Origin of the sequence: Pseudomonas sp. HLG18, assembly GCF_051903985.1 — a bacterium.
GTDB lineage: Bacteria > Pseudomonadota > Gammaproteobacteria > Pseudomonadales > Pseudomonadaceae > Aquipseudomonas > Aquipseudomonas fluorescens_BT.
Genome location: NZ_CP195831.1, coordinates 1,260,817 through 1,279,425, shown reverse-complemented (window position 1 = coordinate 1,279,425; position 18,609 = coordinate 1,260,817). Strand labels below are relative to the sequence as shown.

The following is an 18,609-nucleotide window of genomic DNA, read 5'->3' as shown; positions in this document are numbered from 1 at the left end:
TTTTAACACTCTTGTGCCAATGCAGGCGCCAGAGGCCCGCGAATCATGAAGATTTGATGAACGGCGTTTAGAATTTTTTACATGGGAGTTGTTAATTAAAATCAACGAGGCTAAGCTCCGGAAAAGCTCGTTCAAGTGTCAAACTTCGAGGTGAATAAAAATGGCATTCAAGCCATTGATCGGCGTTACTGCGTGCGTCAAACAGATTGGCCTGCACCCCTATCACATCAGCGGCGACAAGTACGTTCGCGCTGTCAGCGTTGCGGCGCTGGGGTTGCCCGTCGTCATTCCTTCCCTTGGCCAACTGACTGAAATCGAAGACCTGCTGGGTCAGCTCGACGGTCTGTTGCTGACTGGCTCGCCGTCCAACGTGGAACCCTTCCACTATCAGGGCCCGGACAGCGCTCCCGGCACGGATCACGATCCGGCGCGGGATGCCACCACCCTTCCTCTATTGCGTGCGGCCATTGCGGCGGGCGTTCCGGTACTCGGCATCTGCCGCGGTTTCCAGGAAATGAACGTGGCGTTCGGCGGCAGCCTGCACCAGAAGGTGCACGAGCTGCCGGGCATGCTCGATCACCGCGAAGCCGACAGCCCGGATGTCGCCGTGCAGTACGCCCCGGCCCATGCCGTGACGGTGCTGGCCGGTGGCGTGTTCGAAGCGCTGGTGCTGCCGGGTGAATTCCAGGTCAACTCGATTCACAGTCAGGGCATCGACCGCCTCGCTCCCGGCCTGCGCGCCGAAGCCGTGGCACCGGACGGCCTGATCGAGGCGGTCTCGGTGGAGCACAGCCCGACCTTCGCCCTCGGCGTGCAATGGCACCCGGAATGGCAGGTGCTGGACAACCCGAACTACCTGCGGATTTTCCAGGCATTCGGCGAGGCTTGCCGCCAGCGTGCGGCGCGACGCAACCAGCGCTGACACAACCCAGAATTTCATCACTGTTTACTGCCCCCACGGGGTCGGCGGCTGCGCGTGTGCGCACCCGTCATCCGTGAAAACAACAAACCGTAATAACAACAAGTACTACCCAGGCAGCCAGGACGGCGGCGCCGACCAAGCCGGATCGGCAAGCGCAGTGCCCATCAGGACAACGCAAAACTCTGTGGGAGCGGGCTTGCTCGCGAAAGCGGAGTGTCAGGCAATAACCATGTCGACTGACACGACGTATTCGCGAGCAAGCCCGCTCCCACAGGGGATGCGATCCGACAGGAAATGCTCTTGCAAGTCTGCAATCCACTCTTAAGCCAGGCCGCGTTGGCCCGGCGACTGAAACCTGTTGGGAGTTTCACATGGCAAACGCCTCCAGCACTTACAGGAAGGCTCTTGAAGGTCATCAGCAACCGAAAAAGGTTCTGGTGAAGGTCGATCGAGTCACCAAGAAGTTCGACGAAACCACGGCGGTGGACGACGTGTCCCTGGAGATCCATCAGGGCGAAATCTTTGCCCTGCTCGGCGGCTCCGGCTCGGGCAAATCGACCCTGCTGCGCATGCTCGCCGGTTTCGAACGGCCGACTGAAGGACGCATTCTGCTCGACGGTGTCGACATCACCGACATGCCGCCGTACGAGCGGCCGATCAACATGATGTTCCAGTCCTACGCGCTGTTCCCGCACATGACCGTGGCGCAGAACATCGCCTTCGGCCTCAAGCAGGACCGTTTGCCGGCCAGCGAAATCGACGCCCGTGTCGAAGAAATGCTGCGCCTCGTCCACATGACCCAATACGCCAAGCGCCGCCCGCATCAACTGTCCGGCGGTCAGCGTCAGCGCGTGGCCCTCGCCCGCTCACTGGCCAAACGTCCGAAGCTGTTGCTGCTCGACGAACCGATGGGCGCGCTGGATAAAAAGCTGCGTTCGCAAATGCAGCTGGAACTGGTGGAAATCATCGAACGCGTCGGCGTGACCTGCGTGATGGTGACCCACGACCAGGAAGAGGCCATGACCATGGCCGAGCGCATCGCGATCATGCACCTGGGCTGGATCGCCCAGATCGGCAGCCCGGTCGACATCTATGAAGCGCCGGTCAGCCGCATGGTCTGCGAATTCATCGGCAACGTGAACGCCTTCGACGGCACCGTGGTCGAGGACCTTGAAGGTCACGCGATCATTCACAGCCCGGACTTGCAGCAAAAGATCTACGTCGGTCATGGCGTCAGCACGTCGGTGCAGGACAAGTCGATCACCTACGCAATCCGCCCGGAAAAAATGCTGGTCAGCACCCTCAAGCCGGAGAGCCGCTACAACTGGTCCGAAGGCAAGGTGCATGACATCGCCTACCTCGGCGGCCACTCGGTGTTCTACGTCGAGTTGCCGAGCGGCAAGATCGTCCAGTCGTTCATGGCCAACGCCGAACGCCGTGGCGCGCGGCCGACCTGGGACGACAAGGTCTACGTCTGGTGGGAAGACGACAGCGGCGTGGTACTGCGCTCATGAGAACCTTCAATCAGCAATTCCTGCGCCTGGTGCCCAGCGGGCGAAAGTTCGTCATCGGCATTCCGTTCATCTGGCTGTTCCTGTTCTTCATGCTGCCGTTCTTCCTGGTGATGAAGATCAGCTTCTCGGAAGCCGCGCTGTCGATCCCGCCGTACTCGGAGATCTACACCTACGCCGAACAGAAATTCCAGCTGCTGCTGAACATCGGCAACTACACCATGCTCGGCGAAGACGAGCTGTATCTGTCGGCCTACCTCGGCTCGCTGAAGGTCGCGGCACTGAGCACGATGATGTGCCTGGTGATCGGTTTCCCGATGGCTTACGCGATCACCAAGGCCAGCAAGGAAGCGCAAAACGTTCTGCTGCTGTTGATCATGATGCCGACCTGGACCGCGATCCTGATCCGTGTTTACGCGTGGATGGGCATCCTCAGCAACAACGGTCTGCTTAACGCATTCCTGATGTGGACCGGGCTCACCGATCACCCGATCGAGATCCTCAACACCAACACGGCCGTGTATATCGGCGTGGTCTACGCCTACCTGCCGTTCATGGTGCTGCCGCTCTACGCCAACCTGGTGAAGCACGACGGCAGCCTGCTGGAAGCCGCGCAGGATCTGGGTTCGAGCAACTTCAACAACTTCTGGAAAATCACCGTGCCGCTGGCCAAGAACGGGATCATCGCCGGCTGCATGCTGGTGTTCATTCCGGTGGTGGGCGAGTTCGTGATTCCGGAACTGCTGGGCGGCCCGGAAACCCTGATGATCGGGCGCGTGCTGTGGCAAGAGTTCTTCAATAACCGCGACTGGCCGGTGGCGTCTGCTCTGGCGGTGGTGATGCTGTTGATCCTGATTGTGCCGATTCTGCTGTTCAACCGCAGCCAGGCCAAAGAGATGGAGGCACGGGGATGAAACGCTTCGGATTTTCAAAGTTCATGCTGATCTTCGGCCTGATGTTCATCTATCTGCCGATGCTGATTCTGGTGATCTACTCGTTCAACGCCTCGAAACTGGTAACGGTCTGGGGCGGCTGGTCGTTGAAGTGGTACGTCGGCCTGCTCGACAACACCCAACTGATGGGCTCGGTGGTGCGCTCGCTGGAAATCGCCTGCTACACCGCTGTCGCGGCAGTGGCACTGGGCACACTCGCCGCGTTCGTGCTGACCCGCGTGACGCGCTTCAAGGGTCGTACGCTGTTCGGTGGTCTGGTGACCGCGCCGCTGGTGATGCCTGAGGTGATTACCGGGCTGTCGCTGTTGCTGCTGTTCGTAGCGATGGCGCAACTGATCGGCTGGCCGCAGGAGCGTGGCATCGTCACCATCTGGATCGCCCACACCACGTTTTGTGCCGCTTATGTGGCGGTGGTAGTCTCCGCCCGCTTGCGCGAGCTGGACCTGTCGATCGAAGAAGCGGCGATGGATCTGGGCGCGAAACCTTTCAAGGTGTTTTTCCTGATCACCATTCCGATGATCGCGCCGTCGCTGGCGGCAGGCGGCATGATGTCGTTCGCCCTGTCGCTGGACGATCTGGTGCTGGCGAGCTTCGTCTCCGGTCCGGGTTCCACCACTCTGCCGATGGAAGTGTTCTCGGCGGTGCGTCTGGGTGTGAAGCCCGAGATCAACGCTGTGGCCAGCCTGATTCTGTTGGCGGTGTCGCTGGTGACCTTCCTGGTCTGGTACTTCGGTCGCAAGGCAGAAGCCAACCGCAAGCGTGCGATTCAGGAAGCAATGGATCAGACCGCCAACGAATCATGGCAGCAACCTCAACGAGTGACAGCGACGGCCTGAGGCCGTCGCGTTTTACGGCTTTGCGCTTTTGCTTAAAAGCTTCTGAATAAAAAGAATGGAGTTTCACCGATGAAAATGTTTGGCAGGACTCTGCTGACACTGTCCTTATTGGGCGCAATCGCCACAGGCGCCCAGGCCAACGACAAGGTGCTACGCGTTTACAACTGGTCGGACTACATCGCCCCGGACACGGTCAAGAAGTTCGAGGACGAGACCGGCATCCGCGTGACCTACGATGTGTTCGACAGCAATGAAACCCTCGAAGCGCGTTTGCTCGCGGGTAAATCCGGCTACGACATCGTGGTGCCGTCCAACAGTTTCCTGGCCAAGCAGATCAAGGCCGGGGTCTACCAGACCCTGGACAAGTCGAAGCTGCCAAACTGGAAAAACCTCAACCCGGTGCTGCTGAAAAACGCCTCCGCCAGTGATCCGGACAACGCCCACGCGTTCCCGTACATGTGGGGCTCGATCGGCATCGGTTTCAACCCGGCCAAGGTCAAGGAAGTACTCGGCAAGAACGCGCCGACCAATTCCTGGGACCTGTTGTTCAAACCGGAGAACGCCGAGAAGCTCAAGGCTTGCGGCATCAGCTTTCTCGACTCGCCGACCGAAATGATCCCCGCTGCCCTGCACTATCTGGGCTATCCGGTGAACGACAAGGACACCGCGCACATCAAGGAAGCCGAGGCACTGTTCATGAAGATTCGCCCGAACGTGGCGTACTTCCACTCTTCGAAATACATTTCGGACCTGGCCAACGGCAACATCTGCGTGGCCGTCGGTTATTCCGGTGACGTGTTGCAGGCCAAGGCCCGCGCGGTCGAATCGGGCAACAACGTGGTGATCGACTACAGCATTCCCAAGGAAGGTGCCGGCAGCTTCTACGACATGGTCGCCATCCCGCGCGATGCGGCGAACGTCGAGAACGCTTACCTGTTCATGGACTTCCTGATGCGTCCGGACATCATTGCCGAGATCACCAACAGCAACGGCTACAGCAACGCCAACGCAGCGGCGACGCCCCTGGTGGACGAAGCGATCCGCAACGATCCGGGCTCGTACCCGTCGCAGGAAGTGATGGCCACGCTGTATGCGGTGCCGGATCAACCGATCGCCACGCAACGGATCATGACCCGGGGCTGGACCCGCGTGAAACTCGGCAAATAATTGAAACTGTGTGGGAGCGAGCCTGCTCGCGATAGCGGAGTTTCAGGCGACATTGATTTTGAATGTGCAAAGGTCATCGCGAGCAGGCTCGCTCCCACAGGGGTTGTGTTTCTAACTCAAGAATCAATCGATTTCCGTTCACGCAGCGCCTTACCACCGCTGCACCCTCGCTCTGAACGGCCTCACCTGGCTTTCCTCGGTTCAGGTGAATTCAGGCGCCCTCGGGCGCCTTTTTTTGTGGGCTCAGATCAGTGGCCAGTCGTCCAGAGAGCGGTAGCGGCCCTTGTGGGATTCGAACAATGCAAAACGCTCGGCCCGCAGGAAGAACTCCGGCGGCGTAGCGGATTCCGGTTCCGGCGCCCGATAGTCCCGGGCCAGCGTCAGATGCGGGCGATACTCACGGGTCGCCTCTTCAAACCCGAACGGCAACATCGCCTGCTCCAGCGCATACACCAGTCGCAGCAATGCCTGCGGTGCCTGCTCCGGCGCCAGCGACAAGACCCCGGCACGCCGCCAGACCTGCAACCGATCCAGCGAAATCTTCAGCGCCTCCCCCGGCGTACGCACTTTCGCCGCGGCTTCGCAGACTTCGCCGATCTGCGCCAATGGCACCGCGCCGAGAAACAGCAGTGTCAGGTGAAAGTTGTCCGCCGGTACCGGTTTGCCGGTACGCAAACCCAGTTCGCTGCGCCACTGGGCAATCGCCTTGCGTTGTGCCTGTGGGCAGTCGAGGGCGAAGAACAGCCGCTTGAACGGTTGATCCCCGCGTGTTTCGTCCGTCATGGCCACGCTCCTTCGTTCGTCGAGATCCCTGGATTCTACACGCCCGTTTCTGGCGACTCTCGGCAAGGGGTTTATAGTTCAACGATTGCCATCAACCGGAGGACGTCATGCGCGAGATCCTCAGCAAAGAACCCTGGTGGGCCCGTCCGCCGAATCCCGGGCAGGATGAGAGCGAACTGGAATGGGGCTGGCTGGTGCATTACAGCGAGGGAGAACCACGTTTCGAATTCGTCCGCGAGCGGCCGACAGACGAGCAGATTCGCAACCGCAAAGGCTGCCGGATCACCCCGTCAGCGGAGTGATCCGGCGGCGCGGCATCAAGGCTCGAGAATGTCTTTGAAGCCACCAAAGATCATCCGCTGCCCATCGAACGGCATCGGATTGACGTCCGGCTGCATGCGCGGGTCTTCCATCATTTTCGCCATGCCGGTGTCGCGGGTGGCCTTGTCCGGCCAGACCAGCCAGCCCGCCGATACGGTTTCGCCTTCCTTGAGTTTTACCGCCATCGGGAATGAGGTGACCTTGCCGTCCGGCACGTCATCGCCCCAGCCCTGAATCACCTCGAGAGCGCCGTATTCCTTGAACAGCTTGGCGGCGATTTCACAGTGTTTTTTGTACTGCTCGCGGTTGGCATTCGGCACGGGCGCCACGAACACATCGATGTAAGCCATGATCATTCTCCTTGCAGGGTGGGTTCGGTCTGCTGAGTAGTCGACTCAGGTGGCCGCCATTCGACACGGTTGACGCCCAACCCGACCGACGGTTCATCCCGCCCACCCAGACTGCCCTCGACCTGCGCCGCCATGTGCAGCGTGCCGGCCATCACACCGGTGGTCGGGTTCTGCACCAGTTTCAGCCAGGCCTTGTCGAAGGTGTTGCCCAGGCTGCTGCGGATCAGCGCTTCGCTGTCGGGCCGGTCGTTGGCCTGGAGGATGGCGCGGATGCCTGCCACCCCGGCCGAGATCAGTCCGCCAACGAGTTTGCCGGCCGCCGCTGCCACCGCACTGGCAGCGCCCCGGGGCGCCATCTCTGCCTCCATGCGCTGGCTGGCACGCTTGGCCACCGGGGCCATGCCGGCATCGGTCGAGGCGATGCCCTTGGCCCCGCCTTCGGTGTGGATCTTGTCGATCAGCGCGGCATAGGCCGGCAAGGTATTCAACGGTTCGGTGCTGACAACCTGGTAGAGCGAGGCATCGCGGGCCGGCGGCGGGCCGAGGGCGATGGCGGGGATTTTCTGCAAGTGCCCGTTGAGCTGCGCGAGGGGTACACCGTAACGCTGGGCGATGACCGGCATCTGCTGCGCCATCAGTTGCGCGTAGAACGCGGTGGCCTGGCCGAGGATCGCGTCCGGATCGATCTCCAGAGCCACCGGCGCCAGCACCCGCTCCTGATATTGCTCCAGCAGATAGGCCGCCAGACGCTTGGCCGAAGCATCCTGCTCGCCACCGGCGCTGATGGTGTACCAACTGACCTTCATCGACAGCCATTCCTGGGTCCAGTAGCTGCTGAACCACGGGATGAATTTTTCTTCAGTTTGCTCGTAGACCCGAATGCGCCAATGTTCCATCGAACCGCGGGCGAACGCCTTGACCTGTTCGGTGGACTGCCGGGACGCCACAACGATATCCCGGTCGATCTGCTGCCAGGTGGCCGGTGAAACCACCACCGGCGGCGCGCTCGCCGGGCCCCGCGCCGAAGTCGCGCAACCGGCCAGCAACATCAGTGCCGCGACGATCAGCGCACGCAGGTTCACGGTGGCGGTGTCCTTTGATGGGTCAGATCTGGAGGTAACGACTTGAGTATAGGTGCGGGTTTCAGCCGTTTGTCCGGTTGTATCGATCCTCGATCCGGGCGCGGGATTTCAGTTTTTGTTCCAACCATCACTGACGTCGATGATCACCATTACGACGATTGCCTTCCGCAGCAGACGCGTCCGGCGCAGGATTCACCCATCCGAGACACACACCACGAGGAGTTCACATCATGAGTCATACCGTCACCCTCGCCGTGAGCTTCCCGGTCTTCGGCAACAACTATTACGACCAGCACCCGGTTTCACTGAAGACACAAGCGCTGGTGTTCAACGAAGATTTCGAAGATCTGCTGATGCCCGCCGCAAGCAATCACTTCAGCAATGAAGTGGTGGGCCTCAACGATCAGTTCCGTTTTCTGAGCGACATACTCGCCACCCATTTGCTGGACATCGAGGCTAACGTGCCTGCGCGATCCAGCGTCCGGGCGAACGCTCATTTTTAATGCCAAGGGGCGTTCCGGTCAGGAACGCCCCTTTTTTGCTCATTACTGGTCGTCGTTGTCGTCGCGATGATGGCGACGCCCGTCGCGCCGGTCATAGTCGCGATCATCCCAGCGTCGATCGTGGTCGTAATAACGGCCATGATCGCGATCGTAATGCCGGCCATGGCGGTAGTCATCATCAAAGTCCGCCACGCAGCCGCCCAGCAAAACGGCGGCAGAAACAGTCAGCAGCAGGGTTGTTGCACGCATCATTCAGGATTTCCCTAAAACCAAGGTCTTGACGACGGAACGGTCAGCGCTGCCCTCACCTTCAAGGTGCGGTGCGCGCAGCCGCAGGTTCGACCGGGTAAAACACCGATGATTCACTGACAGCCCATGACCGTTGATCGCCCCGTCTGCCTCTGTGAGGGAGGTCTGGTACCAGGGTAAAAATCCGACAAAACCTTTTCCTCTCCCCTGCGGTCACTCCAAGAACAGACCAAGACTGGCGACCACGCCGGCGTGCATGTGCGGGTTATTTGCAATCCGCCAACCTGATCAGAGGAAGCCCAGCCATGAACGACCATCCGCCATCGGAGATGTCCCGACGCCGGTTCCTGATTCTCGGCGCCGTGACCGCAACCGCGTTTGCGCTACCGCCCTTCATCAGCCTCAAGGCCTACGCGGCCAATCTGGAGCAACCGGCCATGACCAAAGTGACGCTTGAGGTCAACGGCAAGCCGCAGACCCTTGATATCGATACCCGCACCACGCTGCTCGACGCCTTGCGCGAACACCTGCACCTGACCGGCAGCAAAAAAGGCTGCGACCACGGCCAGTGCGGTGCCTGCACGGTGATTGTCGATGGCCGGCGGATCAACTCGTGCCTGACCCTGGCCGTTATGCAGGACGGCGCCAAGGTCACCACCATCGAAGGCCTCGGCATGCCGGACCGGTTGCATCCGATGCAAGCCGCGTTCATCAAGCATGACGGTTATCAGTGCGGTTATTGCACACCGGGGCAGATCTGCTCGGCGGTGGCGGTGCTCAAGGAAATCCGCGACGGTATCCCCAGCCACGCCAGCCCCAGCCTGACCGAGCCGCCGCAACTGATCGCCAGCGAGTTGCAGGAACGCATGAGCGGCAACCTCTGCCGTTGCGGCGCCTACTCCAACATCATCGAAGCCATCAGCGAAGTCGCGGAGGTATCGGCATGAGAGCGTTCAATTACAGTCGCGCCGACTCCCCCGCCGCAGCCGCAGCACAAGCGGCGCAAACGCAAGGCGCGCGGTTCATCGCCGGCGGCACCAACCTGCTGGACTTGATGAAACTCGACATCGAAACGCCGCAGCACCTGATCGACGTCAACCACCTGGGACTCGACGGGATCGAAGCCACTCCCGAGGGCGGTTTGCGCATCGGCGCACTCGTGCGCAACACCGATCTGGCCGCCGACTCGCGCGTGCGCAAAGACTACGCCCTGCTCTCCCGGGCCTTGCTGGCCGGGGCCTCGGGGCAGTTGCGCAACATGGCAACCACCGCTGGCAACCTGCTGCAACGCACGCGCTGCCCGTATTTCTACGACACCAACCAGGCCTGCAACAAACGCAATCCCGGCAGTGGCTGCGCGGCGATTGGCGGGGTCACCCGGCAACTGGGAATCATCGGCGTCAGCGACGCCTGCATCGCCACGCACCCGAGCGACATGGCAGTTGCCCTGCGTGCGCTGGATGCGCAGATCGAAACCCTCAAACCCGACGGCAGCACCCGACGCATCGCCATGGCCGATTTCCACGCTTTGCCCGGCGATACCCCGCATATCGAAACCGCACTCACGGCCGGCGAATTGATCACCGGCGTTACCCTGCCCGCCCCGGTTGGCGGCACCCACGTCTATCACAAGGTGCGGGATCGTTCGTCCTATGCCTTCGCGCTGGTCTCTGTCGGGTTGATTCTGCAAAAGGACGGCAGCGGTCGCATCGCCGTCGGCGGCATTGCCCCGAAACCCTGGCGTGTCGAGGCCGCAGAAGCGCTGCTGCCCCAAGGCGCGAAAGCCGTCAGTGCGCGCCTGCTCGACGGCGCCACACCCACCCATGACAACCGGTTCAAGCTGACGCTGGTGGAGCGCACGCTCGCCTCGGTGCTGGCCCAAGCGAGGGACGAAGCATGAAATTCGACACGCCCGCCGCCACCAATCCGATTGACCAATTGAAAGTCATCGGCAAACCCACCGACCGCATCGAAGGCCCGCTGAAAACCAGCGGTCAGGCGCCCTACGCTTACGAACAACACGAAGCGGCAAAAAATCAGGCTTACGGCGTCATGGTCGGTGCAGCCATCGCCAAGGGTCGTATCACGCGCATGGATCTGGACAAGGCCCAGGCTGCCCCCGGGGTTCTGGCCATCGTTACCTCTGCCAATGCCGGCAAACTCGGCAAGGGCAAATACAACGCCGCGCACCTGCTGGCCGGCCCCGAGGTGCAGCACTATCACCAGGCGGTGGCACTGGTGGTCGCCGAAACCTTCGAACAGGCCCGCGCTGCCGCGCAGCTTGTGCATGTCGAGTACGCGACACACAAAGGCCAGTTCGATCTGGCCACTGTGCGGGATCAGGGTGTGGAGCCGAAGGAAGAATTGCCGGACGTCAGACACGGCGATTTCGCCACCGCTTTTGCCGCCGCCCCGGTGCAGTTCGACCAGACCTACAGCACCCCGGACCAGTCCCACGCGATGATGGAACCCCACGCGACCCTCGCTGCATGGCAAGGCGATCAACTGACCCTGTGGACCTCGAACCAGATGATCGCCTGGAGCGTCGGTGACATCGCCACCACCCTCGGCCTGCCCAAGGACAAGGTGCGATTGATTTCGCCCTACATTGGCGGCGGTTTCGGCGGCAAGCTGTTCATTCGCGCCGACGCGATCCTCGCCGCACTCGGCGCCCGTCTGGCGAACCGACCCGTGAAGGTCGCCCTCGCCCGCCCGCAGATCGCCAACAACACCACCCACCGCCCCGCCACCATCCAGCGCATCCGCCTGGGCGCCACGGCGGACGGCAAACTCACCGCCATCGCCCACGAAGGCTGGTCGGGCAACCTGGCCGAGGGCAAGGTCGAAGTCGCCGCGCAGCCGAGTCAGTTGCTCTACGCCGGGGAAAACCGTCTGGTGAGCATGCGCCTGGCACCGTTGGATCTGCCGGAAGGCAACGCCATGCGTGCCCCCGGAGAAACCCCGGGGCTGATGGTGCTGGAGATCGCCATGGACGAGATGGCGGAAAAACTCAAACTCGATCCGATCCAGTTCCGCATCCTCAACGACACCCAGGTCGATCCGGTAAAAACCGAGCGACCGTTCTCCCAACGACGCCTGATCGAATGCCTGCAGACCGGCGCCGAACACTTCGGTTGGGACAGGCGCAATGCAACGCCCGGTACACGTCGCGAAGGTCGCTGGCTGATCGGCATGGGCGTGGCCGCGGCGATTCGCAATAACCTGCTGGTGAAATCCGGCGCAAGAGTTCGGCTGGAGCGTGACGGCAAGATCACCGTGGAAACCGACATGACCGATATCGGCACGGGCAGCTACACCATCATCGCCCAGACCGCCGCCGAGATGATGGGTGTGGGCCTGGATGATGTGGTGGTGCATCTGGGGGATTCGAGTTTTCCGGTGTCGTCCGGCTCCGGCGGCCAGTTCGGCGCCAATTGCTCGACCGCCGGGGTCTACGCCGCGTGCATGAAGCTGCGCGAAGCGGTGACGACGAAACTGGGCATGACCGAGGCAGACGCGGTGTTCGCCGATGGCCAGGTGCAGCTCGGCAACAAACACGTGCCGTTACGCGATGCCGCGCAAAACGGTGCAATCGAAGCCGAAGACAGCATCGAATTCGCCGACCTCGCCAAGCAGTATCAGCAATCGACGTTCGGTGCGCATTTCGTCGAAGTCGCGGTCGATGCCGCCACCGGCGAAGTGCGTGTGCGGCGGATGCTCGCGGTCTGTGCTGCCGGGCGGATTCTCAACCCGAAATCCGCCCGCAGCCAGGTGATCGGCGCGATGACCATGGGCGTCGGGGCGGCGCTGATGGAGGAGCTGTCGGTGGACAAGCGCCTGGGCTTTTTCGTCAATCACGACCTGGCCGGCTACGAAGTGCCGGTACACGCAGACATCCCGCATCAGGAGGTGATCTTCCTCGATGAAACCGACCCGATCTCTTCGCCGATGAAGGCCAAAGGCGTGGGCGAACTGGGCATCTGCGGGGTCAGCGCGGCGGTGGCGAATGCAATCTACAACGCCACCGGGGCGCGGGTGCGGGAGTATCCGATTACCCTGGACAAGATTCTCGATTCGCTGCCGCCGATGATCTGAATCCGCTAGCGCGCTAGCATGGGGTGCTGGTGCGCTATTCACTCCTGCGATGGAAATTACCCCACCAGAGCAATCAACTGCTGCCGCTGCGCATCAGTCAGCATCGACCCGAACCCGGCGCCGGCATTGTCGGCCATGTAACGCGGGTTGCCGGTGCCCGGGATGACACAAGTCACCGCCGTGTTCGAGAGCAAAAACTTCAGCGCCAGTTGCGGCCAGCTGTTGACCTGCACGTCCGATACCCAGCCAGGCAGGGGCTTGCCCTTGAGCCGGGCCAGCAGCCCGCCGCCGCCAAACGGCCGGTTGCAGATCACTGCCACCCCGCGCTCGCGGCACAACGGCAGGATGCGTTTTTCCACGCCACGGTCATCGAGGGCGTAGTTGATCTGCAGGAAGTCGAGCGGCTCGCCCTTCAACACCGCTTCCACTTCCTCGTAGGCCGAGGGCGTGTAATGGGTGATGCCGATGTAACGGATGCGGCCCTGTTCCTTCCATTCGCGCAGCGTCGGCAGATGAGTTTGCCAGTCCAGCAGGTTGTGGATCTGCATCAGGTCGATGCGATCGGTGCGCAGCAGGCGGAAGGAGTTCTCCATCTGCGCGATGCCCTCCTCGCGTCCCCGGGTCCACACCTTGGTTGCCAGAAACGCCGGTGAACGGGGTTCGTGAATCGACAACAGCTCGCCGGTGGTTTCTTCGGCGCGGCCATACATCGGTGAGCTGTCAATCAGCGTGCCGCCCTTTCTGAACAACTCGTCGAGCACCGCCGGTAATTGTTTATAGGCCGGTTCGCCGGGCGCGACGTCGAAGCCGCGATAAGTGCCCAGCCCTACCAGGGGCAGCAGCTCGGAGCTGGAAGGAATGGCGCGGGTCTGCATGGTCTGGCCTCCAGGGGCACTCGACGACGTGGCGGCAGCCAACGCCCGGTCAACAGTGAATAGCGCGGTGACCCCAGCTGCCAGTTTGAGCAGGCGGCGACGGGAACAACCCTGAGTGTGGCTCATGCTCGCACCTCTGTTGCGCGGATCTGTTGCACCTTGTGTGCGGCGGAGGTCACCGGGGAAGGCTCAACTACACTGCATGGGCGAACCCCCACGTCCCGTTAAAGTTAGTCGAATGTCCAGAATCCTGATGTCACTCGTCGCTTTGCTGCTGGCCCTGTACCTGATCCTGTGTGCAGCACTGTTCGTTTTCCAGCGCTCGCTGATCTATTTTCCGCCGTCAGGTTCAATGGATTCGGCGGAATCGCGGATGACCCTGACAATGCCCGACGCGAACATTCGCGTCAGTGTCCGCGAGCATTCCGGAGCACGGGCGTTGATCTATTTCGGTGGCAATGCCGAGGACGTCTCGCGCAATCTGCCGGCGTTTTCCGAGGCGTTTCCCGACCACGCGATCTACCTGCTGCACTATCGCGGTTTTGGTGGCAGTGACGGTTCGCCGTCCGAAGAAGCGATTGCCCGGGATGCTGTGGGGCTTTTCGATCAGGTGTTTGCCAGGCATCCGCAGATTGCGCTGATCGGGCGCAGTCTCGGTTCCGGCGTCGCGGTGCGGCTGGCCAGTCAGCGGCCGGTAACGCGGCTGATTCTGGTCACGCCCTTCAACAGCCTCCAGGAACTCGCCGTCCGGCATTACCCGTGGGTGCCGGTCAAATGGCTGCTCAAGGAGCGTTACGAATCGGGCAAGTACGCCGAGCATATCCGTGCGCCGACCCTGCTGCTGGCAGCGAGCGATGATGAGGTGGTGCCACGGGGCAGCAGCGAACGCCTGCTGCGCAATTTCCCGGATGGCGTGGCGACCCTGAAAGTGGTGACGGAGGCGACGCACAATTCAATTTCCGAGCGCCCGCAATACCTGCAATGGATGAAGGATGTGCTGAACCGCTGAGTGCCCCTTGCGCAGTTCGTCGGCGTCCTGACAAAGCCCTGGGCGTCCCGTGAACCAAGTGCAGAAAGGCCAGTCCTACTCGCGCCGCATTCGCGGTTAACTCCCTGTCAGCGCTGTATTTTTCAGAGTCTTGCGTCCCATGCGCCACGCCGCTCGTTCGTCTCGCTTCGTATCGCTGTGCCTGTTGCTCCTCTCCCCTTTGCTAGCCCCCACCGCCCATGCCGGCGCGGAACGACAACTGGCGGCCGCCATCAATGACCTGCGCGCCCATCCGCAACGCTGTGACCGACGCCCGGCACAACGCCTGGCGCCGCTGGCGCTCAAGCAGAACATTGCGTTGCCCATCGGCTATGGCTACGGCGGCGGGTTGCGTGAGCAGTTGAAGTCTTCCGGTTATGCGGCAGTGGCCGTGCGCAGCATCCGCATTGTCGGGGCCGAGGATGCCGAAGAGGCGTTCGATCAGTTGCAGGACGAACATTGCAGCGCGCTGCTGGATGCGCAGTATGCCGACATCGGCATCAGCCACGCCCGCAGCGAATGGCAAGTGGTGCTGGCCCGTCCGCTGATCGACAGTCGCATGGGCGACAACCGCAGCGTCGGCAAGGCCCTGCTGGCGCAAGTCAACGCTGCCCGTGCCCGGCCGCGCCTGTGCGGACGCCAGCGTTTCGCCGCTGCCCGGCCTCTGAGCTGGAACCCATCCCTCGGCGCCGCGGCTCAGGGCCACAGCAAGGCCATGGCCTACGGCAACTACTTCGCTCACCAGGACCCGGACGGCGACATGCCGGCGGATCGTGCCCGATCCGCCGGTTACCGTGGGCGGCAGATCGGCGAGAACATCGCCGCCGGGCAAAGCTCACCGGGCAGTGCGATGGCCGGCTGGCTCGCCAGCCCCGGACACTGCGCCAACCTGATGAACCCGATGTTCACCCAGGTCGGCGCCGGTTTTGCCAGTGATGCCCGCAGTGACAACGGTGTGTACTGGACGATGTTGTTCGGCGCGCCTTGACACCTCACTTCGGTCGACGCATCGCCCGCTCGCCGCCATCGGCACCCACCCTGATCGTGCGCAGAGTCCATGACTAGGGCGCCACGATGGGTACCCCATTGAAGGGATTCCCCGGTTTAGTCCGGATCCTGTGCCGACACCCGTCCGGGCCTGCGGAAACCGACTGGCGCGGGACGGCTCAGACCGGTGAAATCGTGGCCAGAACGCCGATCATGATGGTCAACACGAGAAAGCCGCCGAGGAAAAACGCCATCTTAGCCATGAAGGCCTCCTGAATACTGAATGTCCGGCGCACCGGGCGCTTCGGAATGAAGCGCGTGCCATGTGGCCGAACCGCAGGGCTATTCTGGGCGCTTGGCTGAGACGGTTACAGATGCAGATTCAACAGGAAAAAGCGGATCAGATGGATCTGGCGCACTCATGTGTCGACATTCAGATCGATACAGAGGGTTTCCATTGCGCCGCTTTGATCTAGAGTCATGGGCGCCACGCAAAGAACAACAAAAATACAGGAGTGAAACCATGTCCGAGCTGAACCTGCACCCCAACGCCGCCGAATCCCTGAACCGCTGGCATGACATGATCCGTACCGGCAACCTGAAAGCCCTGCCCGACCTGCTCGATCCACAAGCCGTGTTTCGCTCGCCGATGGCCCACACGCCTTACCCCGGCGCACCGGTGGTCTCGATGATCCTCAACACTGTGTTCAACGTATTCGAAGACTTCAAATACCACCGTGAACTGGCGACGGCGGATGGCTTGAACGTGGTGCTGGAGTTCAGCGCCAGGGTTGGGACGAGAGAACTCAAAGGCATCGACATGATCCGCTTCGATGAACAGGGGAAGATCGTCGAGTTCGAAGTGATGGTGCGGCCGTTGAGCGGGTTGCAGGCGCTGGGGGAGGAAATGGGCCGGCGCCTGGGGGCTTATCTGGCGAACGCCAAAGCCTGAAGTCCGGGCACAAAAAAGCCCACTGACCGTCACCGGTTCAGTGGGCTTTGTGTGTCAGGCGTCTAATTACAGAGCCATGTCACGTGCAGCACTTTCTTTCGGAGCCTGTGGCTTTTCAGCCGAAGCAGGTGCCGCCGCAGGTGCAGCCTGGCCAATCGCCGGTGGCGTTGGCAGTTGCAGGATCTTGGCGGTGTAAGCCCACTCTTCGGCCACTTTGGCCGGATCGTTGTTCAGCTGGGTGCCGTAGCTTGGAACGATCTGGTGCAGCTTGGCCTGCCACTCAGGGGTAGCGACCTTGTCCTTGAAGACTTTCTGCAGCACGCTCAGCATGATCGGTGCAGCGGTCGATGCGCCTGGCGATGCGCCCAGCAGACCGGCAATGGAGCCGTCTTTCGAAGCAACGATCTCGGTGCCCAGTTTCAGCACGCCGCCAGCGGCTTCATCACGCTTGATGATCTGCACGCGCTGGCCGGCTTGCCACAGGCGCCAGTCTTCGGCTTTGGCGTTCGGGAAGTATTCCTTCAGCGCGTTCAGACGGTCTTCATCCGACAGCATCAGTTGACCGGCCAGATACTCGACCAGCGGGTATTCCTTGATGCCGACCCTGGTCATAGGCCAGATGTTGTGGGTGGTGGTGCTGGTCAGCAGGTCCAGATACGAACCTTCTTTCAGGAACTTGGTGCTGAAAGTCGCGAACGGGCCAAACAGGATGACGCGCTTGCCGTCCAGGACGCGGGTGTCCAGGTGCGGAACGGACATCGGAGGCGCGCCAACCGAAGCCTTACCGTAGGCCTTGGCCAGGTGCTGCTCGGCGATGGCCGGGTTATCGGTCACCAGGAACGAGCCGCCTACCGGGAAGCCAGCGTATTCCTTGGCTTCTTCGATACCGGACTTCTGCAGCAGGTGCAGGGCACCGCCACCGGCGCCGATGAACACGAACTTGGCGTCGGTTTCAGTCTTGGTGCCGTCTTTCAGGTTCTTGTAGCTGACGCGCCAGGTACCATCGGCATTCTTGGTGATGTCCTGTACTTCGCTCGACAGCTTCAGATCGAAGTTAGGCTTGGTCTGCAGGTAACTGGCGAACTGGCGGGTGATTTCGCCGAAGTTCATGTCGGTGCCCAGCGGGCTCCAGGTGGCCGCGATTTTCTGGTTCGGGTCACGCCCTTCCATCATCAGCGGAACCCACTTCTTGATCACGGCCGGGTCTTCGGAGTACTGCATGCCGGCGAACAGCGGGCTCGCCTGCAGGGCTTCGTAGCGCTTTTTCAGGAACTTGATGTTGTCATCGCCCCACACGAAGCTCATGTGCGGAGTGGTGTTGATGAACGAGCGAGGGTTCTTCAGAACGCCTTGCTGAACCTGCCAGGCCCAGAACTGACGGGAGACCTGGAACGCTTCGTTGATCTCGACGGCTTTCGGGATCGTTACGTTGCCTTTATCGTCTTCCGGGGTGTAGTTCAGCTCGGCCAGCGCCGAGTGACCGGTACCGGCGTTGTTCCAGCCGTTGGAGCTTTCCAGGGCGACGCCGTCGAGGCGCTCGACCATTTCCATCGACCAGCTTGGCTCCAGCTCATTGATCCACACACCGAGGGTGGTGCTCATGATGCCGCCGCCGATCAGCAGGACGTCGACTTTTTTTGCTTCGTCAGCATTGGCGGATGTCATCCCCATCGCCAAAGCCAGACCCAGCAGCGCTGTGTTCACTTTTTTAAACATCCGTTGCACCTATGATAAAACGCCTTCCGCCCGCCGCTGTTGTACGTATGCGTTCCCCCTCTTTTCGCGACACTCAGGCCAGCGTCGCGGGTTCCGGCACACTTCAATTTTGACGGGTGGGCACACAAGGCCGACAGGCTGCGTCGACCTCAGTTATATGTCCCTTCTGAACTGACTTCTTATCATTATTGGCTTCAGCTACTTGAGCGACAGGGGTTCGGTCGGCCCGCCGAAAAGCGCGCCAGACTGAATTAGGTCAAACCAAGTGGCGCGAAGAATA

19 protein-coding genes are annotated in these 18,609 nt (G+C 61.5%); 13 read left to right on the top strand and 6 right to left on the bottom strand.

Going from position 1 to position 18,609, the window contains the following annotated elements; genetic code table 11:
* Positions 1-160 precede the first annotated feature (160 nt).
* The 5 genes from ACSPX5_RS05930 to ACSPX5_RS05910 all read left to right on the top strand — a co-directional run bounded on the left by ACSPX5_RS05930 (position 161) and on the right by ACSPX5_RS05910 (position 5,389).
* The gene (locus ACSPX5_RS05930) at positions 161-922 is read left to right on the top strand and encodes a gamma-glutamyl-gamma-aminobutyrate hydrolase family protein (RefSeq protein ID WP_169429844.1); all 762 of its coding nucleotides are present in this window, start codon (positions 161-163) and stop codon (positions 920-922) included.
* Positions 923-1,293: 371 nt separating this feature from the next.
* The gene (gene potA / locus ACSPX5_RS05925; protein ID WP_207866111.1) at positions 1,294-2,436 is read left to right on the top strand and encodes a polyamine ABC transporter ATP-binding protein; all 1,143 of its coding nucleotides are present in this window, start codon (positions 1,294-1,296) and stop codon (positions 2,434-2,436) included.
* A gap of 29 nt (positions 2,437-2,465) precedes the next feature.
* Positions 2,466-3,347, top strand: a complete 882-nt coding sequence (locus tag ACSPX5_RS05920) for an ABC transporter permease subunit (RefSeq protein WP_371807411.1) — start codon at positions 2,466-2,468, stop codon at positions 3,345-3,347.
* Positions 3,344-4,222 carry an ABC transporter permease subunit gene (locus tag ACSPX5_RS05915; protein ID WP_439821152.1) on the top strand — a complete coding sequence of 293 codons (879 nt, stop codon included), beginning with the start codon at positions 3,344-3,346 and terminating at the stop codon, positions 4,220-4,222. The genes ACSPX5_RS05920 and ACSPX5_RS05915 overlap by 4 nt, the downstream gene beginning before the upstream one ends.
* Before the next feature lie 69 nt (positions 4,223-4,291).
* Positions 4,292-5,389 (top strand): polyamine ABC transporter substrate-binding protein, encoded by a 1,098-nt coding sequence (locus ACSPX5_RS05910; RefSeq protein ID WP_169429841.1) that lies wholly within the window; start codon positions 4,292-4,294, stop codon positions 5,387-5,389.
* 243 nt (positions 5,390-5,632) lie between these two features.
* Here ACSPX5_RS05910 and thpR read toward each other — a convergent pair whose 3' ends face one another.
* Entirely contained in the window at positions 5,633-6,172 is a 540-nt protein-coding gene (gene thpR / locus ACSPX5_RS05905; RefSeq protein WP_439821151.1) for an RNA 2',3'-cyclic phosphodiesterase, read from the bottom strand.
* A 107-nt stretch (positions 6,173-6,279) separates the two neighbouring features.
* On the opposite strand from thpR, the gene ACSPX5_RS05900 reads away from it, so the two are divergent.
* On the top strand, positions 6,280-6,474 hold the full coding sequence (locus tag ACSPX5_RS05900) for a hypothetical protein (protein WP_007957125.1): 195 nt from the start codon (positions 6,280-6,282) through the stop codon (positions 6,472-6,474).
* 15 nt (positions 6,475-6,489) lie between these two features.
* On the opposite strand, the gene ACSPX5_RS05895 is transcribed toward ACSPX5_RS05900, so the two are convergent.
* Both ACSPX5_RS05895 and ACSPX5_RS05890 read right to left on the bottom strand, forming a co-directional pair.
* Positions 6,490-6,843: a DUF1428 domain-containing protein gene (locus tag ACSPX5_RS05895; protein WP_169429839.1), complete on the bottom strand. Its 354-nt coding sequence runs from the start codon at positions 6,841-6,843 to the stop codon at positions 6,490-6,492.
* 2 nt (positions 6,844-6,845) lie between these two features.
* Complete coding sequence (locus ACSPX5_RS05890) at positions 6,846-7,925, bottom strand: hypothetical protein (protein WP_439821150.1); 1,080 nt, start codon at positions 7,923-7,925, stop codon at positions 6,846-6,848.
* A 230-nt stretch (positions 7,926-8,155) separates the two neighbouring features.
* Here ACSPX5_RS05890 and ACSPX5_RS05885 point away from each other — a divergent pair, with 230 nt between their 5' ends.
* Complete coding sequence (locus ACSPX5_RS05885) at positions 8,156-8,428, top strand: hypothetical protein (protein WP_207866124.1); 273 nt, start codon at positions 8,156-8,158, stop codon at positions 8,426-8,428.
* 42 nt (positions 8,429-8,470) lie between these two features.
* Here the strand turns inward: ACSPX5_RS05885 and ACSPX5_RS05880 are convergent, their stop codons facing one another.
* On the bottom strand, positions 8,471-8,680 hold the full coding sequence (locus tag ACSPX5_RS05880) for a hypothetical protein (RefSeq protein WP_169429836.1): 210 nt from the start codon (positions 8,678-8,680) through the stop codon (positions 8,471-8,473).
* A 302-nt stretch (positions 8,681-8,982) separates the two neighbouring features.
* On the opposite strand from ACSPX5_RS05880, the gene paoA reads away from it, so the two are divergent.
* From paoA to paoC, 3 genes are read left to right on the top strand one after another with little or no spacing between them, the layout of a single operon-like run.
* Complete coding sequence (gene paoA, locus ACSPX5_RS05875; protein ID WP_169429835.1) at positions 8,983-9,624, top strand: aldehyde dehydrogenase iron-sulfur subunit PaoA; 642 nt, start codon at positions 8,983-8,985, stop codon at positions 9,622-9,624.
* Complete coding sequence (locus ACSPX5_RS05870) at positions 9,621-10,577, top strand: FAD binding domain-containing protein (protein WP_169429834.1); 957 nt, start codon at positions 9,621-9,623, stop codon at positions 10,575-10,577. The genes paoA and ACSPX5_RS05870 overlap by 4 nt, the downstream gene beginning before the upstream one ends.
* The gene (gene paoC, locus ACSPX5_RS05865; protein ID WP_439821149.1) at positions 10,574-12,772 is read left to right on the top strand and encodes an aldehyde oxidoreductase molybdenum-binding subunit PaoC; all 2,199 of its coding nucleotides are present in this window, start codon (positions 10,574-10,576) and stop codon (positions 12,770-12,772) included. The genes ACSPX5_RS05870 and paoC overlap by 4 nt, the downstream gene beginning before the upstream one ends.
* Before the next feature lie 56 nt (positions 12,773-12,828).
* Here paoC and ACSPX5_RS05860 read toward each other — a convergent pair whose 3' ends face one another.
* Positions 12,829-13,773, bottom strand: coding sequence for an aldo/keto reductase (locus ACSPX5_RS05860; protein ID WP_439821148.1), 945 nt, complete (start codon positions 13,771-13,773; stop codon positions 12,829-12,831).
* A 112-nt stretch (positions 13,774-13,885) separates the two neighbouring features.
* On the opposite strand from ACSPX5_RS05860, the gene ACSPX5_RS05855 reads away from it, so the two are divergent.
* From ACSPX5_RS05855 to ACSPX5_RS05845, 3 genes are all read left to right on the top strand, one after another.
* A complete protein-coding gene (locus tag ACSPX5_RS05855; protein WP_169429831.1) occupies positions 13,886-14,656 on the top strand; it encodes an alpha/beta hydrolase in 771 nt (256 codons plus the stop codon).
* A 139-nt stretch (positions 14,657-14,795) separates the two neighbouring features.
* Positions 14,796-15,662 carry a CAP domain-containing protein gene (locus ACSPX5_RS05850; RefSeq protein WP_169429830.1) on the top strand — a complete coding sequence of 289 codons (867 nt, stop codon included), beginning with the start codon at positions 14,796-14,798 and terminating at the stop codon, positions 15,660-15,662.
* A gap of 522 nt (positions 15,663-16,184) precedes the next feature.
* Positions 16,185-16,613 (top strand): nuclear transport factor 2 family protein, encoded by a 429-nt coding sequence (locus tag ACSPX5_RS05845; RefSeq protein ID WP_439821147.1) that lies wholly within the window; start codon positions 16,185-16,187, stop codon positions 16,611-16,613.
* Positions 16,614-16,679: 66 nt separating this feature from the next.
* On the opposite strand, the gene mqo is transcribed toward ACSPX5_RS05845, so the two are convergent.
* Positions 16,680-18,329 carry a malate dehydrogenase (quinone) gene (gene mqo / locus ACSPX5_RS05840; RefSeq protein WP_169429828.1) on the bottom strand — a complete coding sequence of 550 codons (1,650 nt, stop codon included), beginning with the start codon at positions 18,327-18,329 and terminating at the stop codon, positions 16,680-16,682.
* Positions 18,330-18,609: the final 280 nt, after the last annotated feature.